Source organism: Pseudomonas fluorescens, from assembly GCF_041354075.1.
Classification (GTDB): Bacteria; Pseudomonadota; Gammaproteobacteria; order Pseudomonadales; family Pseudomonadaceae; genus Aquipseudomonas; species Aquipseudomonas fluorescens_CE.
Genome location: NZ_JARZGC010000002.1, coordinates 225,987 through 239,410, shown reverse-complemented (window position 1 = coordinate 239,410; position 13,424 = coordinate 225,987). Strand labels below are relative to the sequence as shown.

At 62.2% G+C, this 13,424-nt stretch carries 11 protein-coding genes and 1 pseudogene; 7 read left to right on the top strand and 5 right to left on the bottom strand.

Going from position 1 to position 13,424, the window contains the following annotated elements; genetic code table 11:
- Positions 1 to 106: 106 nt before the first annotated feature.
- The gene (locus tag QIW53_RS03355) at positions 107 to 2,281 is read right to left on the bottom strand and encodes a TonB-dependent siderophore receptor (RefSeq protein WP_371048270.1); all 2,175 of its coding nucleotides are present in this window, start codon (positions 2,279 to 2,281) and stop codon (positions 107 to 109) included.
- A 177-nt stretch (positions 2,282 to 2,458) separates the two neighbouring features.
- Here QIW53_RS03355 and QIW53_RS03350 point away from each other — a divergent pair.
- Positions 2,459 to 3,348: pseudogene (locus QIW53_RS03350) on the top strand (serine hydrolase domain-containing protein).
- 48 nt (positions 3,349 to 3,396) lie between these two features.
- Here the strand turns inward: QIW53_RS03350 and QIW53_RS03345 are convergent.
- Positions 3,397 to 4,149, bottom strand: coding sequence for an SDR family NAD(P)-dependent oxidoreductase (locus QIW53_RS03345; protein ID WP_371048269.1), 753 nt, complete (start codon positions 4,147 to 4,149; stop codon positions 3,397 to 3,399).
- A 105-nt stretch (positions 4,150 to 4,254) separates the two neighbouring features.
- Here QIW53_RS03345 and QIW53_RS03340 point away from each other — a divergent pair, with 105 nt between their 5' ends.
- Positions 4,255 to 5,172 (top strand): LysR family transcriptional regulator, encoded by a 918-nt coding sequence (locus QIW53_RS03340; RefSeq protein WP_371048268.1) that lies wholly within the window; start codon positions 4,255 to 4,257, stop codon positions 5,170 to 5,172.
- Between the two features lie 51 nt (positions 5,173 to 5,223).
- On the opposite strand, the gene QIW53_RS03335 is transcribed toward QIW53_RS03340, so the two are convergent.
- Entirely contained in the window at positions 5,224 to 6,411 is a 1,188-nt protein-coding gene (locus tag QIW53_RS03335) for a GAF domain-containing sensor histidine kinase (RefSeq protein WP_371048267.1), read from the bottom strand.
- Between the two features lie 89 nt (positions 6,412 to 6,500).
- Positions 6,501 to 7,919 (bottom strand): aldehyde dehydrogenase family protein, encoded by a 1,419-nt coding sequence (locus tag QIW53_RS03330; RefSeq protein WP_371048266.1) that lies wholly within the window; start codon positions 7,917 to 7,919, stop codon positions 6,501 to 6,503.
- Between the two features lie 108 nt (positions 7,920 to 8,027).
- On the opposite strand from QIW53_RS03330, the gene QIW53_RS03325 reads away from it, so the two are divergent.
- From QIW53_RS03325 to QIW53_RS03305, 5 genes are all read left to right on the top strand, one after another.
- Positions 8,028 to 8,924, top strand: a complete 897-nt coding sequence (locus tag QIW53_RS03325) for a LysR family transcriptional regulator (RefSeq protein WP_371048265.1) — start codon at positions 8,028 to 8,030, stop codon at positions 8,922 to 8,924.
- Between the two features lie 92 nt (positions 8,925 to 9,016).
- The gene (locus QIW53_RS03320; RefSeq protein WP_371048264.1) at positions 9,017 to 9,619 is read left to right on the top strand and encodes a TetR/AcrR family transcriptional regulator; all 603 of its coding nucleotides are present in this window, start codon (positions 9,017 to 9,019) and stop codon (positions 9,617 to 9,619) included.
- Positions 9,620 to 9,979: 360 nt separating this feature from the next.
- Positions 9,980 to 10,663 (top strand): type 1 glutamine amidotransferase domain-containing protein, encoded by a 684-nt coding sequence (locus tag QIW53_RS03315; protein WP_371048263.1) that lies wholly within the window; start codon positions 9,980 to 9,982, stop codon positions 10,661 to 10,663.
- A gap of 97 nt (positions 10,664 to 10,760) precedes the next feature.
- Positions 10,761 to 11,906, top strand: a complete 1,146-nt coding sequence (locus QIW53_RS03310) for an alkene reductase (protein ID WP_371048262.1) — start codon at positions 10,761 to 10,763, stop codon at positions 11,904 to 11,906.
- The gene (locus tag QIW53_RS03305) at positions 11,903 to 12,643 is read left to right on the top strand and encodes an SDR family oxidoreductase (protein WP_201190204.1); all 741 of its coding nucleotides are present in this window, start codon (positions 11,903 to 11,905) and stop codon (positions 12,641 to 12,643) included. The genes QIW53_RS03310 and QIW53_RS03305 overlap by 4 nt, the downstream gene beginning before the upstream one ends.
- A gap of 25 nt (positions 12,644 to 12,668) precedes the next feature.
- On the opposite strand, the gene QIW53_RS03300 is transcribed toward QIW53_RS03305, so the two are convergent.
- Positions 12,669 to 13,394 carry a Crp/Fnr family transcriptional regulator gene (locus tag QIW53_RS03300; RefSeq protein ID WP_201190202.1) on the bottom strand — a complete coding sequence of 242 codons (726 nt, stop codon included), beginning with the start codon at positions 13,392 to 13,394 and terminating at the stop codon, positions 12,669 to 12,671.
- Positions 13,395 to 13,424: the final 30 nt, after the last annotated feature.

Genomic DNA, 13,424 nt, shown 5'->3' with positions numbered 1-13,424 from the left:
AGAAGGTGGTTCGGATCGTCTGATCGAGCGCCGCGCTGTATGAAGATCGGAGCCGTAACGTCCAACAAGAAGCCCGGCCTAATCAGCCGGGCTTTTTTGTGAGCAATCAGAAGCTGTATTTGGCGGTCAGCATCAGGTTGCGCGGTGTACCGTAGCTGTCGCCACCGTACTGGGTGGAGGTGCTGATCGAGGAGTAATAGTTGCGGTCGAAGATGTTGTTGGCGTTGAGTTGCAGGTCCAGGTTGCGGTTGACCTGATAACCGGCCATCAAGTCCGTCGTCGCGTAGCTGCCTTGTTTCAGACGGTATTCGCCGCCATTGGCCAGGGCAATGTCGTTGTACATGCGGCTCTGCCAGTAAACGCTGCCGCCCACGCGCAGTTTTTCCAGCGGGCCCTGGAAGCGGTAGCTGGTGGTCAGTTTGAACAGGTGTTCCGGAGTGTCGGTGTCGAAGCGCTGATTCTCGTTCTGCGGGTTGGCGTCATCCTTGAGTGTGTGCACCCGGGCGTAGGTGTAGCCACCGCCGAGCTGCCAGTTTTCGGTCAGCGCGCCTTGCAGTTCCAGGTCGATGCCCTGGCTGCGAATCTCGCCCGAAGGTTGGTAGCAATCGGCCTGCGGGCAGTTGGGTACGAAAACTTGCACCGCGCGGTTTTCCTGATCGACGCGGAATACGGCCAGGCTCGCATTCAGTGCACCTCCCCAGTACTCACCCTTGATGCCGACTTCATAGTTCTTGCCCACGATCGGCTTGACCGGCGTCGCGGAGACGTCCTTCTCGCTTTGCGGCGTGAAAATATCGCTGTAGCTGGCATAGACCGAGTGATGCTCATCCAGGTCATAGATCAGGCCGGCGTAACGGGTGACGTTGCGGGTGACCTTGTAATCACCGTCGGCATCACGGTTGTCGTAGTCGTACCAGTCAAGACGCCCGCCGAGAATCAGCTTCAGCGGGTCGGCCAGGCTCAGGCGGGTGGTGGCGTACACGCCGTCCTGTGTGGTGATTTCGCGAACGCGGTCGCTGCGTGTGAAGTTCGGCTTGCCTGCCGTGATCGGCCAGAACATGTCGTAGGGATCGTAGTTCTGAGTGGTCATGTCATAGATGCGCTTGCTCGCGCCGACGACCAGTTCATGGGTGCGGCCAAATGCCTGGAACGGACCGCTGAGGAAGCCGTCCAGCCCGGTCTGATTCTCGTCATAAGTCGCCTGCCAGACCGTTCGCTCCAATGTGGGGCTGTTCCAGCGCGACTGGTAAGAGCCGCTGAACACGCCATTTTGCTCGGCGTAGTTGGCATTGACCTGCAGCTTCCAGTCGTTGGCCAGGTTGTGACGGATCTCGGCGAAGACCGTGTGGACCTCCTGATCCTTGTTCTCCCAGGACGTACCGGGGTTGTAGGAGCGAGGCAGGTTAAGGTGATGACCATCAAGACCGATCATCGATGAGCCCCAGAAGTAGTTGGTCTTGTCCTTCTGGTGCGAGAAACCCAAGGTCAAGGTGGTGTCCTCGCTCAGGTCGGCTTCGGTGATCGCATAGAACAGGCCGTGATTTTCCTCGACGTCATCGATGAAGCTGTTGGAATCCCGGTAAGAGGTCACCACCCGGCCGCGCAGGGTGCCGCTGTCGTTGAGCGGGCTGGAGGCGTCGACTTCGCCACGATAGTCGTCCCAGCTCCCGGCGGCGCCGGTGAGGGTGACTTTCTGCTCGGCCAGCGGGCGCTTGCGCACCAGGTTGATCGCGGCCGAGGGATTGCCGGCGCCCGTCACCAGCCCTGTCGCGCCGCGCACGATTTCTACCCGGTCGAACATCGCCAGGTTTGGCTGCACGCCCACCGACCAACCCTGGTAGCCGCTGGGAATGCCGTCGTACATCAGGTTGTCGATGTCAAAACCGCGTGCCGAGTACTTCTGCCGACCGGGGCCGTCGGAGGTGGAAAGGAACAGGCCGGGGGTATTCTTGACCACGTCGTTGACGCTGGTCATCGCCTGATCGTCCATGCGCTGGCGGGTGATCACGGTCACCGCCTGTGGGGTCTCACGCATGGTCAACGGTAGCTTGGTCGCGGTCGACATGGCGCCGGTGGTGTAGGAAGAGGTGCCCTCAGTGGTGCTGCCCAGTTGGGTGCTGGTGATTTCGGTCGCGCCCAACTCCAGGGTCGTCGGCTGGGACTTTTCCTGCGCCGCGCTGCTGTCATCGGCCATTGCCGGGGTCAGGGTCGCCATGCAAATCGCCATGGCCAACAAGTCTCGGGACGGGCGAAGGTAACGCGGCAGGGTAGGGTGTGACATCAACTGGGCTCCTGGATATTTTTAGTAATGATGATACATATGAGAATCATTACCAATTATTGTGTCAGGGTTTTTCGTTGCGCAGAAGTGGGGAAAGCTAAAAAATGACCGATGTGGTACATCTCACCTTAACTGCAGCGCACGCTGTAACGTTTTGAGCCGTCAGGGAATCCCCGAATGCTGTGGTCCGTATCCGTCAATGGCCAGCCACTTCCAACGCCCCACACTCAGCGGGTCGTCCCATGGTGGAGTTTCACCAAAACGGTGTTGGCGGTGGCAGCGTTGTCGCTGGTACGTGATGAGCGGGTCGGTCTCGACGATCACGTGGAAGAGGGGCCGTTCACCCTTCGCCAATTGCTCAAACACCAGGCCGGCTGGCGGACTACTCCGAGCTCAAGGACTACCACGCAGCGGTAGCGCAAAATCGCACACCCTGGCCTGCCGCCGAAATGATGCAGCGCCTGGACGGCACCCGGCTGCGTTACGCGCCGGGAACGGCCTGGCGATACTCCAACGTGGGCTACATGCTGGTGGCCAGGCTGATCGAACGGATAACCGGGCAGGATCTGCAGGCGGCGCTGACCCAACGGGTGTATGCGCCCCTGGGTCTGAAAGCGGTTCGGCTGGTAAAAACGCGAGAGGAGCTGGCCGGCCTCTATCCCCCATCGATGGCCTCCTATCACCCCGGCTGGGTGTATCACGGTTTGTTGGCAGGCCCGCTTGGCGAGGCTGCCCAATTGCTGGATCGAGTGTTGTCCGGGCAGATTCTTCCAGCCGCGCTGCTCGATGACATGCAGGACGCCATCGTGCTCGGCGGCCCCATTCCGGGAAGGCCCTGGGCCACGCCCGGTTATGGTCTGGGTCTGATGATCGGCGAGACGAACGATGGGCACGGGCTGGTCGGACATACCGGCGGTGGGCCTGGCAGCGTCATCGCGGTGTATCGGCTTGGCGCGGATGAGGGTATCGCGACCTGTGCGGTCTTCAGTGCGGGCAATGATGAGGGGGCGGTGGAGTCCGAGGCCTTGGCACGGCTGCTGGCGGCTGTCGGCAGTCGCGCAGTCTGAGCCAAGGGTGATCGCGGCAGCTCAGTGGGCTGCCGCGACCGGGACGGATCAGATCTGCGCCTGCCCGCCGTCGACGAACAACTCGATACCGTTGACGAAGCTGGCATCACTGGAAGCCAGGAACAGTGCGGCGCTGGCGATCTCCCCCGGTTCACCGACACGCCCCATCGGAATCTGCGAAGCGAGGTAATCGAGCAGCCCTTGCTGTTGAGCCGAGTCCGGCCCGGCCAGGTCCACGAGACCCGGGGTGCGGGTGGCGCCGGGGCTGATGGTGTTGATGCGCACATTGCGATCCTTCAGATCCAGGATCCAGTTGCGGGCGAACGAGCGGACGGCGGCCTTGGACGCCGAGTACACGCTGAACGCCGCCGTGCCGGAGCTGCCTGCGGTCGAGCCGGTGAGAATCACCGAGGCGTTGTTCGCCAGCAGCGGCAGGGCTTTCTGCACGGTGAACAGCACGCCTTTGACGTTGCGGTCGAAGGTATCGTCGAAGTGCTGCTCGGTGATTTCGCCCATGGGCACCATCGAGCCGCCGCCGGCATTGGCGAACAGCACGTCGATGTGGCCACGCTCGGCGCGGATTTTTTCATAGAGCGCATCGAGTTGGTCGAGCCGGGTGGAGTCCACTTGCACGCCGGTGGCATTGCCGACCCGGGCGACTGCGGCGTCGAGTTCGGCCTGGCGCCGGCCGGTGATGTAGACGTGCGCGCCTTCTTCGGCGAAGCGCTTGGCTGTGGCCAGGCCGATGCCGGTGGTGCCGCCGGTGACCAGCGCAATTTTGCCATTGAGTTTGCCGTTCATTGATCGTTCTCCAGAGAGGTGTGTAGGTGAGGTGTGGGAGAAGCGTATCGACGATCAGATGATTTCAAAATAGAATTGTCCGCAATTCATCGTTGCAGAAATGAAATGAGCAAGTTGCCGGATTTTGAAGGCTTGGCGATGTTCGCCAAGGTCGCGGAGGAGGGTTCGTTCGCGGCCGCCGCGAGGATCATGGGCGTGTCGGTGCCCACGGTGTCGCGGGCGGTGGCACGGTTGGAAGAGCGATTGGGCGGCCGATTGTTCAACCGCACCTCACGCCAGCTCTCGCTGACCGAGTTCGGCCTGAGCATGGCGGCCAAGGCCAGCGACCTTTATCGCCAGGCCGAAGAGGTCGAAAGCGAAGCCCAGGACCTCTCCGTACAACCGCGCGGCCAGGTGCGCCTGGCCATTCCGATGTCTTTTGGCCTGCGCTGGGTGGCGCCGCTGATGCCCAAGCTGCTGCGGTTGTACCCCGAGTTGTCGGTCGACCTGCATTTGTCCGACGCCTCGGTGGATCTGATTGCCGACGGTTTCGACGCGGCCCTGAGAATTGCCGCGCTGCCGGACTCATCGTTGGTGGCCCGGCGAATCTGTTCCGTTACGCAGTTTCTGGTGGCGTCTGCGGGTTACCTGGAACAACACGGCCGACCGGAACATCCGCGGGACCTGGCAAATCGGTCGTGCCTGAGTTATGCCTACCGCGCTCGCACTCAGGTGTGGCGGTTCACCCACCAGAGTGGCGTCGAAGAAGACGTGGTGCCCAACGGGCCACTGCGGGTGACCAACTCCGATGCGATGATTCCGGTGCTGCTGGAGGGGCTGGCAATCGCTGAACTACCCGAGTTCATGGCCAGTGAGTACCTGGCGGACGGTCGTTTGGAGCGCATCCTGCCCGAGTGGAGCATGACCCGCGGAGGCCTGTATTTCGTGACCCCGTCGGCGCGCACCCGCCCGGTGAAAATCAGGGTCCTTTCGGATTTTTTTGCCGAGCATCTTGCCGATCCAGTATGGCGCTGGCCGCGATAACCGACGGTTTTCGACTACGGCTGCCGACCCGGGCAAGGGGCATTTTCATGCTCATCTGAAGTGAGTGGGGAATCTTGCGACAAAGTTCGTTCCCGACTCGACGGTCGAAGAAACACTCAACGTGCCATTGTGGGCGGTCGCGATCTGTGCGGCGATGTAGAGCCCAAGCCCCAATCCTTCACCGCGCTGGCCCGCTTGCGAACGGGAGAAGGGTTCGAACAGAAGCGGCATGAGTTGAGGGGGAATGACGGGCCCCTGGTTGGTCAGCGACAGGACAATCTCATCATTCTCCGAATAGGCCTCCAGGAGGATGGGCTTCGACTTGGAACCATGAGTGACCGCATTGATGAGCAGGTTCGACAGCAGCTGGCTGACGCGCAGCGGGTCGCAATAGACACCTGGCGGCACGTCCAGTGTCTGAATGATTTCTGAGTGCGGATGGGCGTTCAGCACTTCTTCGACGGTCAATCGGATCGTGGACTCCAGGTCATCCACCTGCTTGCGCCGCACTGGAATGCCGCGACCCAGGCGTCCACTGGCGAAATCCAGGACGTTCTCGATCAATACGCCCATGCGCGTGGAGCTTTTGCGGATCGCTGAGATCAGGTTCAGTGAGCGTTTGTCTTCGGTTTTGGTTTCCAGCAGGTCAGCACTCATGCGGATGGCGCTCAGCGGTGTTCGCAAGTCATGTCCCAGGACCGCAATGAATTGCTCGCGCAGCCTGCCCAGTTCGGTGGCGCTGCTCAACTCGGCTTTCGTTGCCTGCAAATGACTTTGAGCGTCCAGGCTCATTGCGATCAACTGGGCAAAGAGGGTGAGCGTTTGCGCGATGGCGGGCTCATCCAGGTTGGCTGGAACGGAGTCGATGGCACACAGTGTTCCGAAAAACTCGCCATTGGCCTTGATGATCGGGATGGAGATGTAGCTTTCCAGTCCGTAGATCCTGGGCGTGTGATGAAGCGAAAACAGCGGATGCGAGCTGGCGTGGCCGAAAATGACAGGCTTTTTGTGCTGCCGGATCTCGTGACAGATCGTCGACTCGAGCACCAGCTCACCACCCGGTTTCAAGCCAAAATCGATGGCGTCGTCGACGGCGCAGGCGACCCAGTTTTGCTCGGTGACCCTGGCGACCGCCGCGAAGCGCATGCCCGTGAGGTGCTTGACCATGCTCAGGATCACGGGCACTGCATCGATGCTGCGGATGGCTTCAATATCGGGGGAAAAGCTTGTGTCTGACATGAGGGGGCGCTTCGCATGGTTTTGACGAGGCTATCCCTTATCTCGCGTCCTGACTAATGGCATTTGATGGCAGGCGGCGTCGTAACCCTTCAACCGGTGACCAGCGCCTTGGTTTCCAGAAACGCTTCAAGGCCAGACACACCGTTTTCCCGGCCGATACCCGATTGCTTGAAGCCGCCGAACGGCGCGCAGGGGTCGATCGTGGTCCGGTTGATCAGGACTCCACCGGCTTCGAGCCGCTGGGCAATCTGCTGAGCGCGATGGACGTCCGCCGAGAACACATAGGCCTGCAACCCGTAGATCGAATCGTTGGCCATCGACACCGCCTCGGCGTCCGTTTCGAACGTCAGGATCGACAGCACGGGCCCGAAAATTTCTTCCCGGGCAATGTCCATGTCGTTGCGTACATGAGCGAAGACCGTCGGTTTGACGAAATAGCCACGGTGCAATCCTTCGGGGCGTCCCTCGCCACCGGCGATCAGTGTCGCACCCTGTTCGAGGCCACGGCGAATGTAACGCTGGATACGTTCGTACTGCTCACGGCTGGCGAGAGGGCCCAGCACGGTTGCCGCGTCACGCGGGTCACCGACGGGCAGCGTCGCCAACTGTGCACGTACCAACCGCACCACTTCCTCCAGGCGCCGCCGTGGGACGAGCAACCGAGTGCCGGCAATGCACGCCTGGCCATTGTTCATGAACGCCACGGCCAACGCCTGGGGGACGACCACCGAAAAATCCGCATCGTCGAGCACGATCGTCGCCGATTTGCCGGTCAGGCCCAGGCTGACCCGCTTCATCGTTTCTACCGCGGCACGCGCAATCAGCTTGCCGGTCCGGGTTGAACCGGTGAAGGAAATTTTGGCCACGTCGACGCTGGTACTCAGCTCATCACCGACATCCTCTCCACGCCCGAGCAGCAGGTTGAAGCAGCCATCAGGCAAACCTGCCGCATGCAGCGCCCGGGCCGTCACCTGGGTTTGCAGCGGGCTGAGTTCACTGGGTTTGATCACCGAGGCGCAGCCGGCTCCGAGGGCCGATGCCAGTTTGTTGCAGATAGTGCCGGCAACGCTGTTCCACGGCGCGATCAGGGCTGAGACGCCGACCGGCACCTGCTGCACCACGGCGTCGCCCAGGCGTCGGGTGAAGTCATAGGTTTGCAGGATGTCGGCGGTCCGGGCAAAGCACTGCGAGGCGTATTGGCTGACCCACTGCGCACGCGAGGCCGGGGCTCCGTACTCCTCGATGGTGACGTCCCGGATGTCATCGGCGTGGGCGAGCACGGCGGCTTGCAGTTGCCTGAGCATCTCGATGCGTTCGGATTTGCCGGTTTGCCCCAAAGATCGTTGCGCTCGGTTGGCGGCGCTGATTGCAGCCTTGGCGTCGTCGCGATTGGCCAAGATGGCGGTGGCGATGACCTGTTCGGTCGCCGGGTTGACGCTGTGCACCACGGTTTCACCGTGGACCGGCACGAAACGACCATCGATGTAGGCCTGGTTGAACTGACGCATCACACGCTCCTCTGATTGAGCCCGAAGGGGTTGAGCGTCAGTTTAGGGCTGGGCTATTGTCTCGACTACGCGGGTAAAACCGCATGTTCCATTCGGAAAATCAGGACAATGCACAAGAGCGGACTCGTTGATTTGCATGTGGTGCTGGCTGTGGCTCGCCGCCAGAGTTTCCGCGCAGCCGCCGTGGAACTGGGAATGTCCAGCTCGGCGGTGAGCAGCGCCATCGCGGGATTGGAGGCGCGCCTCGGCTCGCGACTTTTTCATCGCACCACCCGCAGCGTGGCGCTGACCGATGCCGGGCGCCAGTTCGTCGAGCAGATTTCCCCGGCGGTCAAACAGATTGAAGAGGCCATGACGACGGTGAATGACCGGCGCCTGGTGCCCTCCGGAAACCTGCGGATCAACAGCTCCCTGGGGGCTGCTCTGATGAGCTGGCAGCCGTTCATGTCCGAGTTTTCCAGGCGCTATCCGCAGGTGACACTGGACATCGTGACCGAAGGCGAGCTGGTGGACATCGTTGCCGAGGGGTTCGATGCCGGCCTGCGGCCCAGTCATCTGGTGCCCAAAGACATGATTCGCGTGCCTCTGACCAGCGATGTGCCAATGGTCATTGTGGGGTCGCCGGCCTATTTCGATCAGCATCCCCAACCCACCCGGATCAGCGAACTGACCCACCATGCCTGCATCCGCGCGCGACTGCCCAATGGCAAACCATCGCCCTGGCAATTGAAGTCCAGGGGCCGGTCGATCTCGGTCGATGTGCCGGGTTCGCTGGTGCTGGATGCGCCATTGATGATGCGCGAAGCCGCCCGATCCTCCTGGGGACTGGCACACCTGGCCCGCTGGTATGTGGCCAGCGACATCGACAGCGGCACGCTTGTTCCCGTACTCGAAGATTGTGCCGTCCACTTGCCAGGCCTCTGCCTCTATTACTCGGGTCACCGTCATGTGCCCGCAGCGCTGCGCGCCTTTGTGGATCTGGTGCATGAGGTTCGTGGAGGGTAGGGCAGGTCTATCTGCGATCGGATCCATCGACCGCGTGATGGCGGGATATCGCCGGCTAGACTGATCGTCTAGTAACGAATAACATGCCGAGCATGAGCAGCCCAAAGACACGCGCAACCACCGACGTCCGCCAGGAAATCCTTGATGTAGGCCAACGAATCATGGCCGCCAAGGGGTATTCCGCCGTGGGCCTGAATGAAATCCTGGCCACCGCCGGTGTGCCCAAGGGGTCCTTTTACCATTACTTCGGTTCAAAGGACGCTTTTGGCGAGGCCATGCTGGAAAGCTATTTCGAGACTTACCTGGCCGAGCTCGACGAGGTCCTGGCGCTGCCCGGGCTGACGATGGCCCAGCGTCTGATGAAGTACTGGGACATCTGGCAGCAAACCCAGTCGTTCCACGACTGCCAGGGCAAATGCCTGGCGGTGAAGCTCGGCGTGGAGGTGGCTGACCTGTCGGAGACGATGCGCGCGGTGCTCAAGCGAGGGACGTCGGGTGTCACCGACCGCCTGGCGCAGGCGATCGAAACCGGGGTCGCCGAAGGCTCGCTGACGTGCGAGGCTGCGCCCCATGCGTTGGCGCAGAGCCTCTACCAGTTGTGGGTCGGCGCCAGTGTCATGGTCAAGATCACCAAGAGTGTCCAGCCCTTCGAGACGGCGATGTCGACGACTCGTCAGATTCTCGATCTTTCCTGAGCCACGGGGCAGGGCGGTGTAGAGCCGCTCACCTCGCGGTTACCCTCCCGGGCCCGTCAGCGGCAATCAAACACTGCCTGAACGCCTGCCTTGCGCCGGCTGATGACGACCTGCGCCTTCTTCCTGAACCGTCGAAACAACGAACGTGGAAGAAATTTCAAAAATTTACTAGACGACTGGTCTAATCGGGCATTAAGGTACTCACACATTGAAGGCATCGCAGCGGGGTAAAACGATGAACACATCGCACAAGGCGGACCTGATCATCGAGGCAGCGAACGCCTCTTTTTATTTGCCTGCGAACTAGACGACTGGTCTAATTTTCTCATTCCACACCCAATCCGAATCAGGAACATCAACATGAAAATTCTCATGGTACTGACCTCCCACGACACCCTGGGCAGCACTGACCGCAAAACCGGTTTCTGGCTCGAAGAACTGGCGGCGCCTTACTACGCCTTCCTGGACGCCAAGGCCGAGATCGTCCTGGCTTCGCCCGCCGGTGGTCAGCCACCGCTCGATCCCAAGAGCAACGAGCCGTCCTTCCAGACTGACCTGACCCGCCGTTTCGAAGCCGACGCCGACGCTACCGCGTTGCTTGCCAGCACCGTGCGCCTGGACAGTGTCTCGCCTGCCGATTTCGATGCCGTCTTCTACCCAGGTGGCCACGGTCCGCTGTGGGATCTGGCAGAAGACCCGGTCTCGATCCGCTTGATCGAATCGTTCCTGGCCGCCGGCAAGCCCGCCGCCCTGGTGTGCCATGCGCCGGGCGTGTTGCGCCACGTGAAAAAGCCTGACGGCACTCCCCTGGTCCAGGGCAAGAAAGTGGCCGGTTTCACCAACTCCGAAGAAGAGGCGGTCGGCCTGACCAACGTGGTGCCGTTCCTGGTCGAGGACATGCTCAAGGCCAACGGCGGCCTGTATTCCAAAGGTCCGGACTGGGCGTCCTACGTGGTTCGCGACGGCCTGCTGATCACTGGCCAGAACCCGGGTTCGTCCAGCGAAGCGGCGAAGGTCCTGATCGACGTGCTGAACCACGCCTGAGCCTGCCATTGGCGGCAAACGCTCCGGCGTCTGCCGCTGCCTCCACCCCGGCGGTTTGCAAGCCGACCCGACAGACTGACGCAACAAGGAATCAATCATGCAACATCGCTCGCTGTTCGAGCCCACCTCGTTGGGCGCCATCACGCTGAAGAACCGCATCGTCATGCCGCCGCTCACGCGCCAACGCAGCGCTCAGCCCGGTGACATCCCAACGCCCCTCATGGCCCGGTATTACCAGCAACGCGCCAGTGCCGGCCTGATCATCAGCGAGGGCACCCAGATCGAACCCCGTGGCAAGGGTTACGCCTGGACGCCAGGCATCTACAGCCAGGCGCAGATCGAGGGCTGGCGCACGGTGACCGATGCCGTGCACGCTGAAGGCGGGGTGATCTTTGCCCAGCTCTGGCACGTCGGCCGGGTGTCCCACAATGCTCTGCAACCGGACAACGCCGCGCCCATCGCGCCGTCGGCGATCCAGGCGCAAAAGGCCAAGGCCTTTATCGAAACCGGCCCGGGCACGGGCACTCTGGTCGAGCCTTCCCTGCCGCGGGCGCTGAGCGTCGCCGAGATCGAGGCGCTGGTGGAACTCTACGTCCAGGCCGCGCGCAATGCCTTGAGCGCCGGCTTCGATGGCGTCGAGATCCACTCGGCCAATGGTTACCTGGTCAACCAGTTCATCTCGGCCCACGCCAACCAGCGCACCGATGAGTACGGTGGCTCGCTGCACAACCGCCTGCGTTTCCTGCGCGAAGTGGTGCAGGCGGTCGGCGCGGTGGTCGGGCCTGAACGCGTCGGGGTGCGCTTCGCGCCGCTGTTCACCAGCACCGATGAGGACCGCGTGTACATCGGCTTCGTCGAGGAGGACCCGCACCAGACCTACATCGAAGCCATCAAGGTGCTCGAGCAGGCAGGCATCGGTTACCTGTCGATTGCCGAAGCCGACTGGGCGAATGCGCCGGACCTGCCCGAGACATTTCGTCGCGAGGTGAGAAGCACCTTCAGCGGCCGGATCATCTACGCCGGCTTGTACACCGCAGACCGCGCGGCGCGCCTGGTCGAGGCGGGCCTGGCTGATCTGGTTGCATTCGGGCGGCCCTTTATCGCCAACCCCGATTTGCCCCGGCGCATCGCCAATGGCTGGCCGCTGAATGCCCTGAACGCCACCGGCCTGTATGGCGGCGATGAGCAAGGGTTCACGGATTACCCGACATATTCCCCTTCCAGATGTGAGGTGTTGTCATGAGTAAAGGTATCGAAGGCAAAGTCGTTTTGATCACCGGCGGCAGTACCGGTATCGGTGCCGAAGTGGCCCGGCTGCTGGCGGCACGCGGCGCCAGAGTCGCGGTGGCCGCGCGTCGGGCCGACAAACTGGAGGCGGTGGTGGCCGAGATCGCTGCCCAGGGGGGTGACGCCAAGGCCTACACCCTCGACGTCACCGACAAACGCCAGGTCGAGGCCGTGGTCGCTGCCGTGGTGACGGATTTCGGCAGGCTCGACGTGCTCATCAACAACGCCGGGTTGATGCCGATTCGCCCCATGTCGGAGGTCAACACCGATGAGTGGGACGCGATGATCGACGTCAACCTCAAGGGCACGCTGTACGGCATTGCGGCGGCGCTGCCCCGGTTCCTCGCGCAGGACAGCGGGCACATCATCAACCTGAGTTCGGTGGCCGGGGTGAAAGTCTTTGCCCCCGGCGGCACCGTGTACTCAGGGACCAAGTTCGCCGTCAGCGCCATTTCCGAAGGCCTGCGCCAGGAAGTGGGCGACAAGGTCCGCGTGACCTCCATCGCGCCCGGTGCGGTGGACAGCGACCTCAAGCACAGTACCTCCGGGACGGCCAGGGACACCGTGCTCGACTTCTACAAAAAGGCGATCCCGGCTGCTTCGGTGGCGCGCGCCATCGCCTTCGCAATCGAGCAGCCCGACGACGTGGACGTGAACGAAATCGTGCTGCGGCCGACTCACCAGGCGTTTTGACCCGGCGTCGAGTGGCCGAGCGGTTTCAATCGTCGTGACGGCGGCTGTGCTGCAGCAGCCGGTCGGTCTCGGTCTTGACCACCAGGTAGCACTCGCAACTCAGCCGTTCCAGGCGGGTCCGGTCCAGCACCGTGATCTGCCCACGGCTGTATTCGATGACGCCCTGGCGCTGCAGTTTGCCGGCCGCTTCGGTGACGCCTTCGCGGCGTACGCCGAGCATGTTGGCGATCAGTTCCTGGGTCATGTTCAGGCGATTGCCAGGCAAGCGATCCAGCGACAGCAGCAGCCAGCGGCACAATTGCTGATCGATCGAGTGATGGCGGTTGCACAGGGCGGTCTGCGACATCTGGGTGATCAGGGCCTGGGTGTAGCGCAGCATCAGCAGGAGCAGATCGCCGTGGCGGTTGAACTCTTTCTTGAGTTTTTGCCCCGGCAGGCGGAATGCGACGCCGGCGCTCTGTACCACCGCCCGACTTGAGGTGCTTTCGCCCCCCATGAACAGGGCGATGCCGATCAAACCTTCGTTCCCGACCACGGCGATTTCCGCCGACGAGCCGTTTTCCGTGACGTGCAGCAGCGAAACGATGGCATCGGTGGGGAAGTAAACATGCCGCAGGGTATCCCCCGGTTCATACAGCACATCGCCCAGTCCCAGGCTGACCTGCTCCAGGTGCGGGACCAGGCGCTGGAGATCGTCGGCGGGCAGCGCCGCGAGCAGGTGATTGTGGCTTGGCTGGTGTGAAGCGGACATGGGTGGGGCACCGTGGCGGAGGGGGGGTAC

Coding starts and splice junctions, on each gene's coding strand:
- QIW53_RS03305 (WP_201190204.1), top strand. CDS start 11,903: ATGAGTAAAGGTATCGAAGGCAAAGTCGTTTTGATCACCGGCGGCAGT.
- QIW53_RS03300 (WP_201190202.1), bottom strand. CDS start 13,394: ATGTCCGCTTCACACCAGCCAAGCCACAATCACCTGCTCGCGGCGCTG.
- QIW53_RS03330 (WP_371048266.1), bottom strand. CDS start 7,919: ATGCGTCAGTTCAACCAGGCCTACATCGATGGTCGTTTCGTGCCGGTC.
- QIW53_RS03335 (WP_371048267.1), bottom strand. CDS start 6,411: ATGTCAGACACAAGCTTTTCCCCCGATATTGAAGCCATCCGCAGCATC.
- QIW53_RS03325 (WP_371048265.1), top strand. CDS start 8,028: ATGCACAAGAGCGGACTCGTTGATTTGCATGTGGTGCTGGCTGTGGCT.
- QIW53_RS03315 (WP_371048263.1), top strand. CDS start 9,980: ATGAAAATTCTCATGGTACTGACCTCCCACGACACCCTGGGCAGCACT.
- QIW53_RS03320 (WP_371048264.1), top strand. CDS start 9,017: ATGAGCAGCCCAAAGACACGCGCAACCACCGACGTCCGCCAGGAAATC.
- QIW53_RS03345 (WP_371048269.1), bottom strand. CDS start 4,149: ATGAACGGCAAACTCAATGGCAAAATTGCGCTGGTCACCGGCGGCACC.
- QIW53_RS03340 (WP_371048268.1), top strand. CDS start 4,255: ATGAGCAAGTTGCCGGATTTTGAAGGCTTGGCGATGTTCGCCAAGGTC.
- QIW53_RS03310 (WP_371048262.1), top strand. CDS start 10,761: ATGCAACATCGCTCGCTGTTCGAGCCCACCTCGTTGGGCGCCATCACG.
- QIW53_RS03355 (WP_371048270.1), bottom strand. CDS start 2,281: ATGTCACACCCTACCCTGCCGCGTTACCTTCGCCCGTCCCGAGACTTG.